Raw genomic sequence first — 18366 nt, 5'->3', positions numbered from 1 at the left:
TCCGGCGGCCCGGCGCAGGTCGGGCGGCCCGTCGGGTGGCATGGAGCGTGGGCCAGCGCGTAGCATCCACACCATCACCCGTTCGCCGACCGAGACGAGGCCGTCATGGAGACGCGCACCATCCACACGCCCGGAGCCGAGATCGTCTACGACGTCACCGACGCGGAGACCGGCGAGGGGGACATCCTCCGCTCGTCATGATCGGGCAGCCGATGGACGCGAGCGGCTTCCGCGCGCTGGCGTCCCACCTCCCCGACCGCGTCGTCGTCACCTACGACCCCCGGGGCCTCGGGCGGAGCACCCGCAGCGACGGCGAGGTGACCAACACGCCCACCACGCAGGCCGAGGACGTCCACGCCGTCATCCAGGCGCTCGGCACAGGCCCGGTCGACCTGTTCGCGAGCAGCGGCGGCGCCGTGACCGCGCTGGCTTTGGTGACGGCCCATCCCGAGAACGTGCGGACCCTCGTCGCGCACGAGCCCCCGCTCCCGGGCGTCCTCCCCGACGCCGAGGCCGCCGAGCGCAGCCTCGACGCGGTGCACGCCGCCTACGACGCCAAAGGATTCGGGGCGGGAATGGCCGCGTTCGTCATGATGACGTCGTGGCGCGGCGAGTTCACCGACGACTACTTCGCCCTCCCGGCGCCGGACCCGGCGATGTTCGGGATGCCCACCGCCGACGACGGCTCCCGCGACGATCCGCTCCTCTCGCGGCGCTCGGTCGCGATCACCGGCTACCGCCCCGACATCGACGCCCTGAAGGCCGCGCAGACCCGCGTCGTAATCGCCGTCGGCGAGGAGTCGGAGGGCATCTTCACCGGCCGCACCTCCACCGCGGTCGCAGCGCTGCTGGGCACCACGCCGGTCGTCTTCCCGAGCCACCACGGCGGCTTCGCGGCCGAGGACTCCGGCTACCCGGGCAAGCCCCGCGAGTTCGCCGCCCGGCTCCGCGAGGTGCTCGACGCGTCGTGAGAAGCGACTTCGCCGGAACCACCGCCCAGTACTACGCCGAATTCCGCCGGGACCTCCCCGCCGACCAGACCGCCCGGCTCGTCGCGGCGTCCGGCCTCCGCGCGGACGACATCGCGCTGGATCTCGGCTGCGGCACCGGCCAGCTCGCGGTTCCGCTGGCTGAGCACTGCGGGGCCGTGGTCGCGATCGATCCCGAGCCCGACATGCTCGCGGGCCTGCGCGCCCGCAGCGCCGAGCGGGTCGTGTGCGTCCTCGGCGACGACAGGGACCTCCCCGCCGTGGCGGTCCCGTTCGCGGCCCCGATCGGGTTGGTGACGATCGGGAACGCGCTGCACTGGATGGACGAACGCGCGACGCTCCGGGCGGCGTCCCTGCTGCTCCGCCCGGGCGGCGCGATCGCCGTCGTGACCCAGGGGCCGCCGCTCTGGCTCGGCGCCGCACCGTGGCAACGGATGGTCCGGGAGGCGCTGGAGTCCCTCTACGGCCCGGTGACGGGCAACTGCCGCACCGACGCATCGGCGCTCGACGAGCGTCGCGCGATCGCCGACTCGCTGGGGCTCGACACGGAGGTGCTGACCTGGCACGCGTCGTATCCGGTCACGCTCGAGTGGGTGCTGGGTCACCTGGGCAGCGCGCTGAGCGCCGTACAGGCGACGAGGGGCGCCGAGCTGCGGGAGCGGTTGCGGGCGCTCGCCGAGGAGGAGCCGATCGAGGACGTCACGACGACCGTGCTTCTCGCTCGGCTCCGCTCCTGAGCACGCGCGCCGACCGGTACCGGGTCGTCCGATCCTGCGGCACACTTGCAGCGTGAGCACCCTCATCCTTTTACGCCACGCCAAGTCGGACTGGTCCGGGTCGGTCCGGGACGTCGACCGCCCGCTGGCCGAGCGCGGCCGGACGCAGGCGCCCCTCGCCGGACGATGGCTCGCCGATCACGCCGACCCGATCGACCTGGCCCTCGTATCCCCCGCACGCCGCGCCCGCGAGACCTGGGAGCTCGTCTCCGCCGAGCTCGCGCCCGCGCCTCCCGTGCGGTTCGACGATCGCGTGTACGCGGCATACGCCGACACCCTCCTCGACGTCCTGCGCGACGTCCCGGACGACCTCGGCACGGTGATCCTGGTCGGTCACAATCCCGGGATGGAGGAGCTGGCCTCCCTTCTCGCCGACGAGGACGTGGTCATGCGCACCTCCGGCCTGGTCGTGCTGGGGGTGCATGGACCGTGGTCCGAGCTCGGCCCGGCCACCACGGCTCTCCGCGACGCGGGCCGCTGGGATGGCCACCACTGGGACTGATCCAGCATTGACCGGTCGGTCAATCAATTCTAAAATCGAACATGACCCCCAGACCGGGAGCCGACTGACGAAAGGATGTTGGTGTCGATGAAGAAATGGACTCGCTGGCAGGACTGGGTGGCCGTCGCCGCCGGTCTCTATGTCGCATTGTCGACGATCTGGACCGCCCACACGGGCGCGTCCCTGCCGATCATGCTCGTCCTTGGTGTGCTGCTGGTCGCGGCCGGGGTGTGGAGCCTGGCGATGCCGGGCCTCGTCTCGATGGAGTGGATCCATGTCGCTCTCGGCGTCCTGCTCATCGTCTCGCCGTGGGTGGGGAACTACGCCTCCGACGCCGCAGCGGCCTGGACCTCCTGGATCGCGGGCGTCGTCGCGCTGGCCGTCGGCCTCCTTGCCGTGCAGCCGGCGATGAAGATGCACCACCCGCAGGCCACGCACTAGAACGAACCATCCGCGAGGGGCCGGTCACCGGCCCCTCGCACCGTTGGAAGGGCGGAGAAGCGTGGAGCAGGCGACGGAGGCACGCACCCGGATCCTCGACGCGGCCGAAAACCTCTTCGCCGAGCGCGGTTTCGACGCGACCCCGACCTCGGCCATCGCAGCCGCGGCGGCGGTCCCCAAAGGCCTGCTCTTCTACTACTTCCCGACCAAGAAGGACATCCTCGGCACGCTGGTCGACGAACGCCTCGGGCCGGGCACGATCGACCCGGACCCGCTGATCGAACCGGGCAACCCGGTCCGGTCCCTGCTGAACCTGAGCCAGAAGCTCTTCCGCGTGCAGGCGGACTCCGCGGTGCTCCGCGTGATCGTCTGGCGCGAGCAGCACTCCCACCCGGAGGTGAGGGCCAACCTGGCCGAGCACCGGCGTGCGCTGTACACGACGATCGAGAAGGTCCTCGCCGGGAGCCTGCACATCCCCGTCGGCGGCCGGCGACTCCGTGCCGCCGCGCTCGCGTGGGGCGCGATCGTCACGACGCCCCCGCTCCGGGAGGAGTCCGGCGACGGAGGGACGGCGGATGTCGTGGAAGACCCGCGCGAAGACCTCGCGACGCTCGCCGAGCTGGTGTGCGCCGGGTTGCAGCACGGTTCCGACTGACCCGCCCCTGCCCACCGGTCGACGGACTACGCTCGCGTCATGACGATGCCCGAACCGCCCGTCTGGGCGGCGAGCGACCCGCCCTTCCGCCGGGTCCGTGCGCTCGGGGTGACCAACCCACGGACCCACGAGCCTGCTTGACGGGGATCACACGATGAGACCGCTTCGCTACTCCATCAACGTCACGCTCGACGGCTGCGTCCACCACGAGGCCGGGCTCCCGCCCGACGAGGAGTCGATGCGCTTCTGGACCGCGGAGATGGAGCGCGCCGACGCCCTCCTCTTCGGCCGGGTCACGTACCGGATGATGGAGGCGGCGTGGCGACGGCCGCCCTCCGGCGTGTGGCCCGAGTGGATGGACGAGTCGCAGATCCCGTTCGCGGAGGCCATCGACGCCGCGAAGAAGCACGTCGTGTCGAGCACGTCGAGCGGCGTCGACTGGAACGCCGAGCTGCTGCGCGGCGACCTGCGCCAGGCGGTCGGACGGCTGAAGCAGGAGCCGGGCGATGGCCTGTTCGTCGGCGGAGTGACACTTCCTCTTGCACTGGCGGACCTGGGCCTGATCGACGAGTACGTGTTCGTCGTGCAGCCGGTGCTCGCCGGCCACGGCCCGACGCTGCTCGCGGGTCTGCACGAGCGCATCCGGCTCGAGTTGGTGGAACGCGTGGAGTTCCGGTCGGGCGTGATGGCGGCGAGATTCCGCCCCACGGGGTGATGGTGCCGCGACGCATCAACCTGCGGGAGGGTCATCCATGCGCGACAACATCGGCTCGCAGTGAAGCTGTCACGCAACCGGGAGCGCTCGGCCTGTCAACCGGTGAAGCTCGCCACCGTTTTGACGGGAGCCGCGGGCGCCGCGACCGGCGCCGGAACGGGTGCGGGCGCCGGGTCCGCCGTGACGTCGAATGAGACGGGAACAGCGTGGATGCTCCATGCCCCGCTTCCCGCGTCGATTGTGTAGGTGCCCGGATTCGCGTAGTTGCTGCCGGCCTTCGGCACGAAGTGGACCGTGGCGGTCCCGGACACGCCCACGACGACGTCAGGACCTGCCGGATCGCCCATCACGGGGGTGGAGATGAGGAACGAGACGGTGGAGCCCGGGGTGAATCCGGAGAAGCTCGCGGTGACTCCCTTGCTCAGGTAGTCGGACTTTGCGACAGTAGACGGGCTCACCGCGGACGTCGGCTTGGCCACCACGTCGATCACCGTGGTGGCCGACGGCGAAGTCGCTCCGGTGACCGTGATCGTGTGCGGGCCGATCGGCGTCAGCGTGGGTATCACCGCGACTCCGCTGTAGCTTCCTCCCGCGTCGGCGGTCTCCGAGGCGGAGCCATAGGTGGGCAGCGGGGTGGAATCAAGGCTGAAGGCGAGGGCCTCGCCCGGCGCGAACCCGGCGGCCGTCAGGGTGAGCTGACCGTTCGCGGTGACGCTCGGGGTGCTCGACACCAGCGTCGTCACTGGCGCAGCGTCTGCCGCGACGGGGGTTCCGATCGCCAGGGCTGCGGCGAAAAGGCCGACCGAGAGCAGTGTCGCTGATCGCTTCAGCTTCCGGCGGTGAGACGAGCGGCGTGCGGTCGAGCCTGAGGACATGTGCGTAGCTCCTTCGATGATGTGCAGTCGCAGCTCGCCACGATCGCGTGGGTGACGGGACGCGTCAGTTGATGGTGATGGGCGTGCCGAGAGGGAGCAGGGTGGCGAGTTCGGTGATGTCGGGGTTGGCGAGGCGGATGCAGCCGTGGCTGGCCGAATGGCCGATGCTTCCCGCGTCGTTGGTGCCGTGGAGTCCGATTTGGCCGGGCCCGCCGCCGAAGCTGGAGAGGACATCCGAGAACGCGGACAGCCCGAACGCGTATGGACCGTATCCGTCGTTGGTCGGTTGGAGGAGTTCGGTGATGTAGAACGATCCATGCGGCGTGGGTGTGCCGCCCGTGCCGGTGGCGGCGGTGTACGTCTTCACCGGCGTCCCGTTCTTCAGGAGGGTCAGCGTGTTCTGCTCGGTGGATGCGTGCAGGCTGTAGACGAGGCTGTGAAGGGTGACCCCATCGGCCTTGACCCAGCCGGTGCTGCCGTTCGGGCGCTGAGCGAGGTCGACCTGCAGCCATGCGCCCTGGGTGGAGGCGACGAGGAAGGTCAGCGGCGCCCCGGACGGTTGCGGGTTGGCCAGGGTCTCGGTCACAGCCCCGTCCGGCGAGCCGTACACGGCGACCTGTGCCGGAATGGCTGTCGCTGACGTTCCGATCGAGGCCGGCGCTGCAGGCGGGGTGGGCGTCGGCGCAGGGGAGGTCGTGCGGGTTTGCGGGTGAGGCAGCGGGGAACGGGTGGCCGCGACGCCTCCCGCGCAGCCGGTCAGGAGCAGTGCGGTCAGAAGGGCGGCCGCTCCGAACGAGAGCGACGCTGTCGCACGGGTGAACATTGGACTCCTCGGAGGGACTGCAGGTGGAAAAGCGTTCGCCGGGCGGGAGCGAGAGCCCCGGCCCGGCGAACGGATGACGCCGTGCGGTGGTCAGCCGGTGAAGCTCGCGGTGTTCTTGACCGGCGCAGCCGGAGCCGCGACGGGCGCGGTCGGCGCAACGACGGCGTTCGGGGTGACGACGAACGTGGCGGCCTGTGCCAGCACATTGCCCGACTTGGTGAAAGCCGAAAGCTGGTACGTGCCCTGGTTCGCGAAGGGGCTGCCCGCGGTGGGAACGTACGTGATCGAGACGACACCCGAGGCGCCGACAACGGCGTCAGGACCAGCCGGATCGCCCATTCCGGGGTTGGAGATCCCGAAAGAGACCGTGGACCCGGGTGCGAAACCGGTGAACGTGGCCGTCACACCCTTGCTGAGGTAGCTGGAGAGCGCAACGCTCGAGGGGTTCGCGGCGGCTGTCGGCTGGGCGACCACGGTGATCGGAGTAGTCGCCGCCGGGGTGGTCGCGCCGGTCACGGTGATCGTGTGCGCCCCCACCGTAGCCGTGCCGGGAAGGTACGCCGCCGCAACATAATGACCGGTGGCGTCAGCGAAACCCTGCGTGTATCCGGTGTCGGCATACGTGGTCAGCGACGAGGAATCGAAGGTCACCGTCAGCGCCTCGTTCGGCTGGAAGCCGTCCACAGTGAGCACGACCTGCCCGTACGCGCTCGCTGTGGACGTATTCGAGGTGACAGTGGGAGGCGTCACCGCATTCGCGGCGATCGGGCCCGCGACGGCGAGCGCCGCGGCGACGATGCCTGCGGAGACGAGCATCGCTGAGCGCTTCAGTCTGAAGCGAGTGGACGTGGACGAGGCAAATGACACGGGTGTGTCCTTTCACGTTGATCGGCAGCCACAGCGAAAGGAGCGAGGAGCAACCGTGGATGGCGCACCCTCTGCCAGATGCGGGCGGGCGGCGCTCCCTGAGCGTATACGAGAAAAAATACCGATCGGTCAGCAAGGAATGAAAACCGTCGGTTCTGCCCCGAAACTGGGGGTGACTCCTCGCCGGTGCGGGACGGATCAGCCGGTGAAGTGGGCGTCGCCGGTGACAGGGATCGCCGGGGTTGCCGCTGTGACCGGAGCCGCGGGCGAAGGCGCGCTCACAGGAGAGGTGGGCGACGGTGCGACCGGACCATCGGCGGTTACCGTCAGCGCTGCGGAGTCCGAGTACCGGGTTCCCGTCGAATTTCCCCGTTGATCACGTACTGACCCGGGCCGAACGCGGCGAACGATGCGCTGAAGGCGGCGTTCCACTCGCAGGTCACCGTCACATTGCCCGAGGCATCCGCGGTCGATGTACCGCACTGGCCGACTCTGGTCTGATCGTTCAGGGTGAATGTGGTGCTGTCGCCGGGTGCGAAGCCGCTGAATACGACGGAGATGCCGGGGGCTCTCATCTGCGAGACCGTTCGCTGAATCGTCGAAGGCGTGGGGTGCGGGGCCGGGACCACCTGCACGTTCGCGGAGGCGGTGAGCCCTGCTGTGGCATCATTCACGACGAGCGTGTGGGGTCCGATCGAACCACCGTTCGTCCCCGGGATCTGGATGCTGCCGAGGGACGTGGTGATGGAACCGTTCGAATCGGTGATGGTGTTGGACAACTGGCCGGTCACGTCCGTACCGTCCACCGTGATCGTCAGCGCGTCGTCGGGGCCGAATCCTGACACCGAATCGAGCCCGACCCACCCATAAGGGCTGACCGAGGTCGTGCTGAGGGCGACTGTCGGAGCCGGGACAGCGTTCGCCACGAGCGGGGCCCCGGCAATCGCATTCACCACGATGAGCCCGGCGGAGACCAGGGATGCGGCAATCGGGAAGGGCCGCCGAACACTCGGCCTCGCGACACGGGAAGGCGACACTCTTTTCTCCTTTGATGTGAACCGATGGATCAACGGACGCTCTGCGGCCGTGGGCTGGATCGCGCGATGAAAAGACGTGGGCGCCCGTTCCGCGGTCGAGTCTAAGGCCACGGCCGCGGCCACGTCCGCGGCCGGGCCGCTCGGCCCCGCGAACGGGGGATTCACCGCGCACGGTTGTTTCACTAGCGTCGATCGTGCGTCTTACCCCCTGCGACCGGACCCCGACCGGTCGCCTGACGCCACCCGGTGATGCCGACCCGCTGTCGCCGCCCGACCCGAACGCAAGGCCCGAACCCGACGTGACGTCTGCCCGCACTCCCGTATCCGTTTCACGTCCGCTGCTGCGAACCACGGCTGTGATCGCCGCGTTCGCACTGGCGGTCCTCACCGTGATCCAGGGGGTCGACTCGGGCCCCGCGCACGCCTCGGCCGCTGCACTCGCCTGCGATCAGAACACCCTCTACGGCGTCGACAACGCCAACCAGCTCGAGGCGATCAACGCGACCACCGGCGCGACCACCTCCATCGCGAGCGTGGCGCCGGCCAACAACGGGCTCGGTGTCGCCGTCAACGGGACCGCCGCATACGGATTCGACAACAGCGCGAACTCGATCACGAAGTACGACGCCACGACCGGCACGACCTCCACCGCCACCTCGGTCGACCCCGCCGGAAACCAGACGGCGATCCGCGGCGCGATCAACCCGGCTACCGGTTTCTACTACTACGGCGGCAGCGGCACCTCTGCGACCATCGGCGCCTACGACCCGGCGACCGGCACGAAGATCGGCGAGGTCGGCGTGCTCACGGGCCTCCCCTCCGGTAACGGCGACTTCGCCTTCAGCACCCGCGGCCTCCTGTTCGTGGTCGCCGCCAACGAGGTCCTCCGCGTGAACGCGACGACCATCCCGACGACGGCAGGGACCACCAGCCTGTCCACCTCACTGGTGGCGACCCTTCCCACCGGGACGAACAGCCCGGGGATCGCGTTCTCCACGGACGGCTATCTGTACGTCTCGAGCGGCACGAACATCCTCAAGCTCGATCCGGCCTCCGGGGCTCTGGTCGACACCATTGCGATCTCCGGCGGCTTCAGCCCGACCGACCTCGGCTCGTGCAACTACGCGAACACCCTCTCGGCGCAGGCGAGCGTCGACACACGCTGGCGCAGCACCGACCAGTTCGGGCTCTCGTTCACCGGCGGCGGGATCGTCTCGGGTAACAGCGCCACCACGTCGGGCACGGCGACCGGCCTCCAGCCGGCGGTCGCGGGCGCCGCCCTCACTCTCCCCGGCACGTCCTACACCGTGACGCAGACGGCTGCGGTCACGACGGACCTCACGAACTACTCGACCACCTACAGCTGCGTCGATGTGAACACCGGAACGCCGGTCGCGAGCGGGACGGGCGACACGACGACCTTCACCTTCCCCGCGGCCGCGACCGCCGCCGGCACCGACGTCGTGTGCACCTTCACGAACACGACGTCGGCCGCGCACGCGTCGGCGGCCAACGACACCGCGAGCACGACGGCCGGAGGTGCCGCGCTCAGCGTCACGGCACCCGGTGTGCTCGCCGGTGCCGGCGGGACCGGCCTGGCCGCGTCGCTGGCGACAGACCCGTCGCACGGCACCGCGACCGTGAGCTCGAACGGCGCGTACACGTACGCGCCGGCTGCCGGGTTCTCCGGAACGGACACCTTCACCTACACGGCCACCGACTCCTCCGGAGCCACCTCGACCGGGACCGTGACCATCACGGTCACCCCGACCGCGACCGATGACACCGGAACCGCGAGCTCCGGCGTCACCCTCACGGTCGACGCCGCCCAGGGCGTTCTGGCGAACGACCACGGGACGGCGCTCACCGCGTCGCCCGCGACGAACCCCGCGCACGGCACGCTCCTGCTGTCCTCGGACGGCTCGTACACGTTCGCGGCAGCCCCCGGATATTCGGGACCGGACTCGTTCGCCTACACCGCGACGGATGCGTCCGGGCAGCACGCCACCGCCACCGTCCACCTGACCGTCCTCCCGACCGCCCTCCCCGACAGCTACAGCGCCGCGGCCGGCACCACCCTCAGGGTCGCCGACCCGGCAGTACTCGGCGACGACCTCGGCACCGGCCTGACCGCAGCGCTGGCCACCGGCCCCGCCGACGGCACCGTGGCCCTGAACGCGAACGGTTCCTTCGCCTACGTGCCGGCCGCCGGATTCACCGGAACGGACAGCTTCACCTATACCGCCACGGACGCCTCCGGCAGCCACAGCACCGCGACGGTCACCCTCACCGTGCTCACGGCGGGGAGGTCCACCGACGACACCGCCATCGGGACGCCCGGCCGGCCTGAAACGATCGACCCGCTCGCAAACGACACCCCCACGCGCGGCAACGCCTTCGACACCTCGACGCTCGCGCTGGTGGACCCCACGACGCACAGCCCGGTCCACCAGGTGCGAGTGGCGAACGTCGGGACCTGGGCCCTCGCCGGCGCGCACGTCGTGTTCACCCCGGTCACGGGCTTCGCCGGAAGGGCGAGCGTCGGCTACCAGGTGACCGACACCGCCGGACGGACCACAACCGCAGCGGTGACGGTCACCTACCCGGCAGCGGCGCCCGCGGCCGCCCAGGCGCCTCCTGCCGTCGCCCGGCTGGCGGACACCGGAAGCGACGCACCGGTCGGCCCGATCGCCCTCGGAGCGCTGCTCCTCGCGGCGGCGGGAGCAGCCCTGCTGCTCGCCCGGCGCCGGGCGATGGCCTGAAGCAGCGGGCATCCGTCTAGCCGCACCCGACGCAGCAGGTCCACGATGGCGCCATGCCACTCATGCAGCCGATCATCGCCGGCCCTGTCTCCGTACTGAGCGCGTCGATCCGCGTCCGAGGACAGCTCGCGGGAAGCACCGTCACGATAGAGACGGGCTCGCGCACTGTCGCGAAGGGGATCGCCCCATCCGGCGACGAGCGGATACCGCTCGACCCCGGTGTCACGCTCAAGCCCACAGAGATGCTGTACGCCGTGCAGCATGTGGGCGGCGACCAGAGCGACCCGCCCTCGCCGAGCCAGATGACACCTGTCGGCCCGCTGCCCAGCTCGGGTTTCGGCATGGTGAACATCGCGACGCACCTCTATGCCTGCGGCCGCTATGTCTGGGTCGACGGTGCGACTCCCGGGGCTGACATCACGATCACGGCGAGTGGAGGCGTCATCGGCTCGGGCATCGCGGACGAAGGCGTGGCGAGGCTGACCCTCACGAACGCCATCCCCGCGACCGGAACGGTTTCCGCTCACCAATCCGGCGGCGGCCTTGCCCCCGGCCCGGACGTCACGCGCAGCCCGGACATCATCCCGGGAGGACGCGGGCAGCTTCTCCCCGCACCCACGATCACTGTGCCCGTCCGCGGGTGCGACCCCTCGGTCCAGGTGACCGGGGTGTTCGATGGCGCGCTCGTCACGATCGACCGGGCTTCCGGCGGGCACGACGAGGCCGGCTTCGATCGTGCTGAGCTCACCTTCGTGCTCTCCTCTCCCCTCGCAGAAGATGACGAGCTCACGATCAAGCAAGAGGTCGATCGCACGTGCGAGCGGCCGGCGAAGACCTCCGACCCGGTGAAGATAGGCAAGACCGAACCCGTCGACGCCCCCACCGTCCTCGGTCCCCTCTGTGCCGACGCCACAACGGTTCGGGTCATCGGTCTGCGCCCCGGCGCGACGCTCCACCTCAACGCCAACCGGACGACCTACGACGGGCAGGTTCCACCCGAGCAGACGTGGATGGACTGCCGCGTTCCAGGACTCACTCAAGATCCTGTCACCGCGACCCAGGAGTGCTGCGGTGTCCTGAGCCCTCCGGCGACCCCCGTCGGAGTCGACCCGCACGCCAAGGACATCCCCGCCGCCGAACTCGTTCGGCCGATCTTCGCATGCACCGGTGCGGTCAGCGTCACCCGTGCGCGACCCGGGTCGCTCGTACAGATCTTCCAGCAGACGCCCCTGGGCGACGTCGCGATCAGCGACCAGGTCTTCGTCACCGGCAGCAACGCCGTCGTCGGCGTCGCACCGCTTCTCGTGGCGGGCTCGACCATCTTCGTACGTCAGTGGGCGTGCGGGGGCGCCGGGGTGGATTCGCTGCGGCAGCCGGTGGACGCTCATCCCGAGCTTGGCGGGTTCGTCATCGTCGCGCCCCTGTTCGCCGGGGACACCAGCGTCGCCGTGCGTGGGCTGGTCCCCGGTGCGACCGTGGACCTCTACACCCGCAGCGGCGGCTTCCTCGGCTCCGCAGTGTGCGACGCCCTCCATCGTGTCACTGTCGTGCCGCTGAACCGCCCGCTCGCCGAGGGCGACACCGTCTTCGGCCGCGAATTGCTGTGCGAGATGGCGTCGCAGTCGGAGGGCTCGGTCACCGTGAGCGCCCCACAGAGCTTCGGCCCCCGGCCGTTCTACGTCGTCGGTCACAACCCGAACACCGTCGGGGACGCAGTGGATGCGGTGAACGGCGGCGCGAACGGCCTCGAACCGGATGTGCAGGTGTACGACGACGATTCCAGCCGACTCTGCATCAGTCACGGCACGGGCGATTCGTCTGCGCCGACGGTCGCGGATTACCTCGACGGAGTGCACCAGCAGCTCGCCGGCAGCGGCCTCGCACTCGTCGTCTTCGACTGCAAGACCGAGGCGACATCGGCCGACCACGGGTTCGAGTTGCTGATGACGATTCGCGATCACCTCACGCACGACACCGACATCGCTGTGATCATCTCCGTCGGGAAACTGGACGAGGGCGGATTCTTCGACCGCATCATCGACATCCTGGGCCCCCGCGAGGGACTCATGATCGACGCCGAGGACGACGCCGGGGCGGTCACCAACTACTTCACATCACGCGGACTCGCCCATCAGGGCTACGGAAACGGCATCAGCTTCGCCAACTTCGCATTCGGTCCCTACTACCGGTACTCCCTCGAGGCAGCCTGTGGGATTCGCGCCCAGGCCGCCCGCCCGTCGTTCGTCTACGTCTGGACCGTGAACGCCCACGACGAGTTGCGCGAATACATCCGCATCGGCGTCGACGGCATCATCACCGACGACCCGCACGACCTCGTCCAGATCGCAGGCGAGCCCGAGTTCTCCAGACTGATCTTCCTCGCGGATCGTTTGGACAACCCGTTTGCCCGCCCCGACTTCGCCTACGGCCTGCACATCCACACGGCTGATCGCTGGATGGCCGGCACCGACGCCGACGTGACGTTCACCCTGACGGGGACGCTGGGACACGCAAGCAAAACGGTCGACACCTCCCTGGTCAAACGAATGGAGCGCGACGACTGGAACTGGGTCACCATCCCGAGCAGCGACCTCGGCACCCTGCAAACCATCACTGTGCAACGGGACAACGAAGGAAACGGGCCCGACTGGTATCTCGACCGAATCGACGTCCACAGCGCCGTCTACGGCACTGGCGGAACCGCGATCTTCGACCGCGACATCGACAGCACGTCCCCGTTCACGCAAGCGATCACCTAGGCAGCCGACCGTCACGCGTGAGCGATCGCCCCCTACTCACATCCGCTCTGGATGCCGTGACTCGTCTGGCGCACCACGAACGCCTGGCTGCTCACGTCGCACACAGCAGACACGCCCAGAAGCGAAACGGTCTTCCCATTGGTGTAGTTGCCGTTCTGCCCGGGCGCGTTGAGCAGAATCGAATCCGCCGTCCCCGGAGTGATCTTCCCCCAGAAGGGAGGGAACGTCGCAGGCCCGAAAACGGACGTGAGGCTCGGCAGCCACACCCATCCTCCCTGCACCAGCGGCGCCTGGTAGGTCGTCGCCGGCGTCCACCCCTGCGGTGCGGCGCGGCTGACGTTGGCGCACGAGTCCGCCAGCGCCGGCGAAGCTGCGAGTCCCACGAGCGATACGGTCGCTGCCACCGTGAAGAGGATGCGCCCGCGTAGGGACATCCCTTGCTTCTTTTCCGACTTCGATCCTCCACGCATGATGACTCCCTTGACATCGAGTGTTCCGACCGCACCTGACCAACTCATTATTGAGCAAAGCTCAGGTTACGCTGCCTGCAGGGCGCCGTGTCAAGTTAATTCGGACGTGTGCGGAAGCCTGGTCGCCCGTCATCCGAGCGGGCAGCAGCGCGGCCCCGAGGTCCAGGACCTCGGGGCCGCGCTCTCGTGGACGGGTGTCTCCGCCCGTTACTGATCACCCTTGACGGGCTGGCCGGTCTTCGGGTCGAGGAACAGCGTCCGCGATCCGTTGCCCCCGCCCTGCTCGCCGTTGCCGTCGCCCTCACCGGAGCCACGACCGGAGAAGGAGAACATGTTGTTCAGCGTGCCTGCTTTCTGATCGAACGAGGCATTCCCGATCCGGCCCGTGCTCCAGTTGTCCTCGATGAAGCGGAGGACGGAGGTCTGGTCGGTGGTGGTGTGGTCGACGAAGTTACTCTTCGCGTACGGCGAGATCACCAGGAGCGGCAGCCGCGGACCGTAGCCACACCGGTCCTGATAGCCGCCGAGGACGTTCGCCGGGTTCGTGCCGCAGTTCGTGCCGCCGGCCAGCGCATCGACCGCGGGGTCGTTGGACTGGTTCGCGATGGGGCTCATCTGGTGGTCGTACCAGCCGTCGCTGTCGTCGTAGGCGAGCACCACGGCGGTGCTCTTCCAGTCCTGCGTCTTCTGGAGTCTGTTGATCGTGTCGACGACGAAGGCCTGCTCGTCGATCGGGTTCGAGTAGCCGGCGTGGCCGTCCTGCGCCGCCGGTGCCTTGAGGAAGCTGACGGCCGGCATGCTCTTCGCGTTCACGGCGGACCAGAAGTCGGTCAGATCGTACTGGTGGTTGGCCGGACCGTTGTGACCGACCTCCGCGACGGAGGCCGGCGGGGTGTGCTGCAGGTTGGCGGTGCTGGCGAAGTACTGGAACGGCTCGTGGTGGGGGATGTAGGACTTGGAGGTGACCGGCGTGCCGACCGTCGTGGTGCTGGTGGCTGCGCAGTCGCGGAACCCGCCCTGGAACCATCCCCAGCTCACGTTCTTGGCGTTCAGCAGGTCGCCGATGTTCTTGTTCTTCGAATCCGTCGAGGTGGTCGCGTCCCGCGTATCGCACTTGTCGCCGGCCGGCTGCGGGTCACCCACGACCGTGGAGTTCGCGGTCACCGCCGGGGACGTGGTGGCGAAACCGTGGGTCTGTCCGGAGACCAGATTGAGGGCTCCGGGAGTGGAGGGGCCGAAGGTGGTGTCGTACGAGTTGTCGCTCATCGCGAAGTGCTGCGCATAGTTCCAGAGGCCGGTGACGGTGTTCCCGTCGTAGTACCCCATGACCAGGCCTTTGCCCTTGCCGTAGTCGACACACGTGCCGGCGCCGCGGCCGACCGTCTCGACGAACTTGTCCATCAGCCCGGAGTCGAACGCCTTCTGCTCATCCGTATAGGTGTGATCCTGGTCGCAGGTCTGCGCCTGGCTCGGGGTGAGCCGGAACGGCTGGACCGAGTTCGGGTTGTTGGGCGCCTGCAGCGGCTCGTTCAGCCCGTTGACCGTCGGAGTGTTCGCGGCGGCCGTGAACCGGGTCTCGCCGGGCAGATTGGCGGCGTTCGGGTAGGTCGCGAAGTAGTGGTCGAACGACACGTTCTCCTGGAAGATGACGACGACGTGCTTGATCGGCGTCGTCGTCGCGCTGGCGGCCGGCCGGCCGCCGTCGTCCGTCTGACCGGACGCGACCGCCGGAGCGACGGCCCCGGCAGCGATGAGAGCGGCCGCGCCCACGGCGGCCGCTGCGTGCTGGATCTTGAATGTGAACACCAGGCGTTCTCCTTGGCGAGTTGGCGGTCCCCGGGGGCATCCCGCGGCCGACCCCCACTGTGCCACGGCCCCCCGATGGGTGCCAGGTCCTTCCCGTGACGGCGTGATGACCGTCAGGTGAACACTCCCATCGCCCGACACTCGCGCTCATCGATGCACCACCGTTCTCCCCGCGGAGCAGTCGGATGGAACGCCGGGGTTCCGGTCGGGGTGACGGCGCTGCGATTCCGGCCCCGCCGGTCGGGGGTCAGCCCGCGTATCCTGAAAAAGATCCTGCAGCGCAGCGGGGGAAGCGAGGTGCCGCGATGGGTGCGGGAGCATGGACGGCACGGGCTCTCACCGGAGCGGTCTGCGGCCTGGCGTGGGCCTGCGCGCTCCGCGCCTACATGGCCGAGCTCGCCGGCTTCGGGTCGACCTTCTCCTGGCTGGGCACGTTCTTCGCGATCCTCACGCCCGGGGCGCTGGTGGGCGCTGCCCTCGCGCTCGCGCCCCTGCTCCCCCGCGCCGCACCACGGCGCTGCGCTGGATCGCGGCGTCCCCGCTGCTGTTCGCGCTGTTCGCGCTCCCCCTCCCCGGCCTCCTGATCTCCCTCGTGACGACCGGCATCGGCGGCGGCACGATCGGCGTGCCCATCGCGGGCATCGCGGGCGGCTACGCGCTCGCGGGGCGGCGCCGTTGGCTGCGCATGATTACGGGCGTCCTGGCCGTGCTCACGATCGGCGGCGTGGTGGTCACCGTGCCGACGATCGCCGGAGAGTCCCTCGCATCGCCCGTCGGGGCGTGGCTGGCCACCCTGATCGGCTCGCTCATGATCGTGCTGATGCTCGCGGCGGCGATCCCGTTCCGGGCCCTCGCGCGGGCAGACGGGCGTGTGCACGCCGCAGAGGTCAGCGGCGACACGCTCCCGCGAGAAGCCGCAGCGGACGTGGCCTCCGTCGCAGACTCGGCGGGCTCGGGCGGTGCGGAGGCGGACGGGCTGGGGTCAGCGTCCAGTTGACCAGCACCTCACCGCGACCGTCTGACGGCGTGTGCTCGCCGGCGGCCGGGGCGCGTGCAGTCGGCCCTCCTGACACGCAGGGACGAACGACTGAGCCCAACAGCGGAATCATCCGCAGATCGGTCACTCCGGACCATCGGCGGGTCTTTCGGCCCGAGTGCACGCGTCGCGACAGGTCGACGCTGGGCGTATGCCGTCCGAGTCACCGATCAGAACGCAGGATCTCACGAAGCGCTTCCGTCACACGCGCGCGTTGGACGGCGTCAGTCTCACGCTCGAGCCGGGCGAGGTGTTCGGCTATCTCGGCCCTAACGGAGCGGGCAAGACCACGACGATCCGAATCCTGATGGGCATGCTCCGTCCCACCTCCGGGCGCGCGATGATCTTCGACCACGACACCTGGCGGGAGGCGCAGCGTGTGCACCGCCTTGTCGGCTACGTCCCGGGGGAGCCGTCGCTGTACGCGCGGCTCACCGGCGCGCAGCACGTCGACTACCTGTGCCATCTGCGCGGACGCGACGACCGCGCTCGCGCGCGAGAGACCGCCGAGCGGCTAGGGCTGGATCTCGGCAAGCAGACCAGGGCCCTCTCGCGCGGAAATCGGCAGAAGCTCGCACTCGTCCTCGCCGTGATGTCCGGGCCGCGGCTTCTGATCCTCGACGAGCCGACCTCCGGGCTCGACCCGCTGGTGCAGCGCGAGGTTCACACGATCCTGCGCGAACACGCCGGAGAAGGCGGGACTGTCTTCCTGTCGTCGCATGTGCTGGGAGAAGTGCAACGGATCGCCGCCCGCATCGGCGTCGTCCGGCAGGGGAGGCTGATCGCCGTCGAGCGACTCGACGAGCTCAGCGCGCGCTCCCTTCACCACGTCCGGGCCAGCTTCGCTGAGTCAGTGAGCGCGGAGGACTTCGCGGGTATCCCTGACGTCCGCGACCTGGTCACGACGCAGCACACGATGAGCTGCAGCGCCCCGCAGTCGGCGCTCGACGCGGTCCTCAAACGGGTCTCGGCGCACCGAGTCGTCGACTTCGAGTGCGCGGAGGCCGAGCTGGAGGATCTGTTCCTGGGTTACTACGGGGGTGCGGACGATGTTGAGCACGGTGCTGACCAAGTCGTTGTTTGAACAGTGGAAGGCGCTCCTCTGGTGGGCGCTCTCGATCGTCCTCCTGATCGCCATGTACGTCGCCATCTGGCCGAGCGTCAAGGGCCAACCGTCCATGGCGGACTTCCTCAACCAGATGCCGGAGGCGTTCCGCAGCCTGTTCGCCGCCGCGGGCGCCGACATGTCCACGCCGGTCGGCTACATCCAAGTCGAGCTGATGTCTTTTGTCGCGCCGATCACCCTCCTGCTCTACTCCATCGGGCGCGGGGTGTCGGCGATCGCCGGCGAGGAGGATGCCCACACGCTGGAGCTGCTGCTGTCGTCACCGGTCGGGCGCGCCCGCATCGTCGTGGAGAAGTTCGCCGCGATGACGATCGGTGTCGCCCTCCTTGCGGCCGTGACCGGCGCGGCGCTGGTCATCGAGGGTGCTCTGGCCGACATGGGCCTCCCCGCGCAGAACATCACGGCGGCGATGGTTCACCTCGGGCTCCTCGCTCTGGTCTTCGGCAGTCTGTCGCTCGCACTCTCGGCGGCGACAGGGCGTGCTGGTCTCAGCAGGGGCATCCCGGCCGCGATCGCCGTCGTCGCCTACGTCGTCAACGGCCTCGCTCCGGTCGTGGATTGGCTGGAACCGCTGCAAAAGTGGTCGCCGTTCTACCAGTACGCCGGGCACGACCCTCTGCGGAACGGCATCGATCCGACGAGCGTGCTCGTGGCGACGGCCACGTGCCTGGTCTTGGTGGTTCTCGCGGCCGTCGGGTTCCGTCGCAGGGACACGGCCGCGTAGGAA

18 protein-coding genes are annotated in these 18366 nt (G+C 69.3%); 12 read left to right on the top strand and 6 right to left on the bottom strand.

Annotated elements, in window-relative coordinates; all coding sequences use genetic code 11:
- Positions 1-197 precede the first annotated feature (197 nt).
- From ACRAWC_RS18765 to ACRAWC_RS18740, 6 genes are all read left to right on the top strand, one after another.
- On the top strand, positions 198-971 hold the full coding sequence (locus ACRAWC_RS18765) for an alpha/beta fold hydrolase (RefSeq protein ID WP_431349082.1): 774 nt from the start codon (positions 198-200) through the stop codon (positions 969-971).
- The gene (locus tag ACRAWC_RS18760; protein ID WP_431349081.1) at positions 968-1726 is read left to right on the top strand and encodes a class I SAM-dependent methyltransferase; all 759 of its coding nucleotides are present in this window, start codon (positions 968-970) and stop codon (positions 1724-1726) included. The genes ACRAWC_RS18765 and ACRAWC_RS18760 overlap by 4 nt, the downstream gene beginning before the upstream one ends.
- A 52-nt stretch (positions 1727-1778) precedes the next feature.
- On the top strand, positions 1779-2267 hold the full coding sequence (locus ACRAWC_RS18755; protein ID WP_431349080.1) for a SixA phosphatase family protein: 489 nt from the start codon (positions 1779-1781) through the stop codon (positions 2265-2267).
- 87 nt (positions 2268-2354) lie between these two features.
- Positions 2355-2708: an SPW repeat protein gene (locus ACRAWC_RS18750; RefSeq protein ID WP_431349079.1), complete on the top strand. Its 354-nt coding sequence runs from the start codon at positions 2355-2357 to the stop codon at positions 2706-2708.
- A gap of 61 nt (positions 2709-2769) precedes the next feature.
- On the top strand, positions 2770-3363 hold the full coding sequence (locus tag ACRAWC_RS18745; protein WP_431349078.1) for a TetR/AcrR family transcriptional regulator: 594 nt from the start codon (positions 2770-2772) through the stop codon (positions 3361-3363).
- 154 nt (positions 3364-3517) lie between these two features.
- Positions 3518-4078 carry a dihydrofolate reductase family protein gene (locus ACRAWC_RS18740; RefSeq protein WP_431349077.1) on the top strand — a complete coding sequence of 187 codons (561 nt, stop codon included), beginning with the start codon at positions 3518-3520 and terminating at the stop codon, positions 4076-4078.
- 95 nt (positions 4079-4173) lie between these two features.
- Here the strand turns inward: ACRAWC_RS18740 and ACRAWC_RS18735 are convergent, their stop codons facing one another.
- The 4 genes from ACRAWC_RS18735 to ACRAWC_RS18720 all read right to left on the bottom strand — a co-directional run bounded on the left by ACRAWC_RS18735 (position 4174) and on the right by ACRAWC_RS18720 (position 7803).
- The gene (locus ACRAWC_RS18735; RefSeq protein ID WP_431349076.1) at positions 4174-4953 is read right to left on the bottom strand and encodes a hypothetical protein; all 780 of its coding nucleotides are present in this window, start codon (positions 4951-4953) and stop codon (positions 4174-4176) included.
- Positions 4954-5017: 64 nt separating this feature from the next.
- Entirely contained in the window at positions 5018-5776 is a 759-nt protein-coding gene (locus ACRAWC_RS18730) for a L,D-transpeptidase family protein (protein WP_431349075.1), read from the bottom strand.
- Positions 5777-5866: 90 nt separating this feature from the next.
- Positions 5867-6592, bottom strand: a complete 726-nt coding sequence (locus ACRAWC_RS18725; protein WP_431349074.1) for a hypothetical protein — start codon at positions 6590-6592, stop codon at positions 5867-5869.
- A 377-nt stretch (positions 6593-6969) separates the two neighbouring features.
- The gene (locus tag ACRAWC_RS18720; protein ID WP_431349073.1) at positions 6970-7803 is read right to left on the bottom strand and encodes a hypothetical protein; all 834 of its coding nucleotides are present in this window, start codon (positions 7801-7803) and stop codon (positions 6970-6972) included.
- A gap of 233 nt (positions 7804-8036) precedes the next feature.
- On the opposite strand from ACRAWC_RS18720, the gene ACRAWC_RS18715 reads away from it, so the two are divergent.
- Both ACRAWC_RS18715 and ACRAWC_RS18710 read left to right on the top strand, forming a co-directional pair.
- Positions 8037-10442 (top strand): Ig-like domain-containing protein, encoded by a 2406-nt coding sequence (locus ACRAWC_RS18715; RefSeq protein ID WP_431349072.1) that lies wholly within the window; start codon positions 8037-8039, stop codon positions 10440-10442.
- Between the two features lie 53 nt (positions 10443-10495).
- Positions 10496-13201 carry a PLAT/LH2 domain-containing protein gene (locus ACRAWC_RS18710; RefSeq protein WP_431349071.1) on the top strand — a complete coding sequence of 902 codons (2706 nt, stop codon included), beginning with the start codon at positions 10496-10498 and terminating at the stop codon, positions 13199-13201.
- Between the two features lie 32 nt (positions 13202-13233).
- On the opposite strand, the gene ACRAWC_RS18705 is transcribed toward ACRAWC_RS18710, so the two are convergent.
- Both ACRAWC_RS18705 and ACRAWC_RS18700 read right to left on the bottom strand, forming a co-directional pair.
- A complete protein-coding gene (locus ACRAWC_RS18705) occupies positions 13234-13635 on the bottom strand; it encodes a hypothetical protein (protein WP_431349070.1) in 402 nt (133 codons plus the stop codon).
- Between the two features lie 243 nt (positions 13636-13878).
- Positions 13879-15477: a phospholipase C gene (locus ACRAWC_RS18700; protein ID WP_431349069.1), complete on the bottom strand. Its 1599-nt coding sequence runs from the start codon at positions 15475-15477 to the stop codon at positions 13879-13881.
- Between the two features lie 305 nt (positions 15478-15782).
- On the opposite strand from ACRAWC_RS18700, the gene ACRAWC_RS18695 reads away from it, so the two are divergent.
- The 4 genes from ACRAWC_RS18695 (at position 15783) to ACRAWC_RS18680 (ending at position 18363) form a co-directional block, all read left to right on the top strand.
- Positions 15783-16061: a hypothetical protein gene (locus ACRAWC_RS18695; protein ID WP_431349068.1), complete on the top strand. Its 279-nt coding sequence runs from the start codon at positions 15783-15785 to the stop codon at positions 16059-16061.
- A gap of 8 nt (positions 16062-16069) precedes the next feature.
- A complete protein-coding gene (locus ACRAWC_RS18690) occupies positions 16070-16474 on the top strand; it encodes a hypothetical protein (RefSeq protein ID WP_431349067.1) in 405 nt (134 codons plus the stop codon).
- 253 nt (positions 16475-16727) lie between these two features.
- Positions 16728-17597: an ABC transporter ATP-binding protein gene (locus ACRAWC_RS18685; protein WP_431349066.1), complete on the top strand. Its 870-nt coding sequence runs from the start codon at positions 16728-16730 to the stop codon at positions 17595-17597.
- Positions 17563-18363, top strand: a complete 801-nt coding sequence (locus ACRAWC_RS18680) for an ABC transporter permease subunit (RefSeq protein ID WP_431349065.1) — start codon at positions 17563-17565, stop codon at positions 18361-18363. The genes ACRAWC_RS18685 and ACRAWC_RS18680 overlap by 35 nt, the downstream gene beginning before the upstream one ends.
- Positions 18364-18366: the final 3 nt, after the last annotated feature.

It is taken from the genome of Leifsonia sp. L25 (assembly GCF_050632895.1).
Note: the sequence above shows the minus strand (reverse complement) of the source record. Positions and strands in the feature narration are given on the sequence as shown.

Excerpts from the sequence above, each read along its gene's own strand:
- ACRAWC_RS18765 (WP_431349082.1), top strand. The coding sequence starts at position 198 with ATGATCGGGCAGCCGATGGACGCGAGCGGCTTCCGCGCGCTGGCGTCC.
- ACRAWC_RS18750 (WP_431349079.1), top strand. The coding sequence starts at position 2,355 with ATGAAGAAATGGACTCGCTGGCAGGACTGGGTGGCCGTCGCCGCCGGT.
- ACRAWC_RS18740 (WP_431349077.1), top strand. The coding sequence starts at position 3,518 with ATGAGACCGCTTCGCTACTCCATCAACGTCACGCTCGACGGCTGCGTC.
- ACRAWC_RS18735 (WP_431349076.1), bottom strand. The coding sequence starts at position 4,953 with ATGTCCTCAGGCTCGACCGCACGCCGCTCGTCTCACCGCCGGAAGCTG.
- ACRAWC_RS18730 (WP_431349075.1), bottom strand. The coding sequence starts at position 5,776 with ATGTTCACCCGTGCGACAGCGTCGCTCTCGTTCGGAGCGGCCGCCCTT.
- ACRAWC_RS18725 (WP_431349074.1), bottom strand. The coding sequence starts at position 6,592 with ATGCTCGTCTCCGCAGGCATCGTCGCCGCGGCGCTCGCCGTCGCGGGC.
- ACRAWC_RS18710 (WP_431349071.1), top strand. The coding sequence starts at position 10,496 with ATGCCACTCATGCAGCCGATCATCGCCGGCCCTGTCTCCGTACTGAGC.
- ACRAWC_RS18705 (WP_431349070.1), bottom strand. The coding sequence starts at position 13,635 with ATGTCCCTACGCGGGCGCATCCTCTTCACGGTGGCAGCGACCGTATCG.
- ACRAWC_RS18695 (WP_431349068.1), top strand. The coding sequence starts at position 15,783 with ATGGGTGCGGGAGCATGGACGGCACGGGCTCTCACCGGAGCGGTCTGC.
- ACRAWC_RS18680 (WP_431349065.1), top strand. The coding sequence starts at position 17,563 with ATGTTGAGCACGGTGCTGACCAAGTCGTTGTTTGAACAGTGGAAGGCG.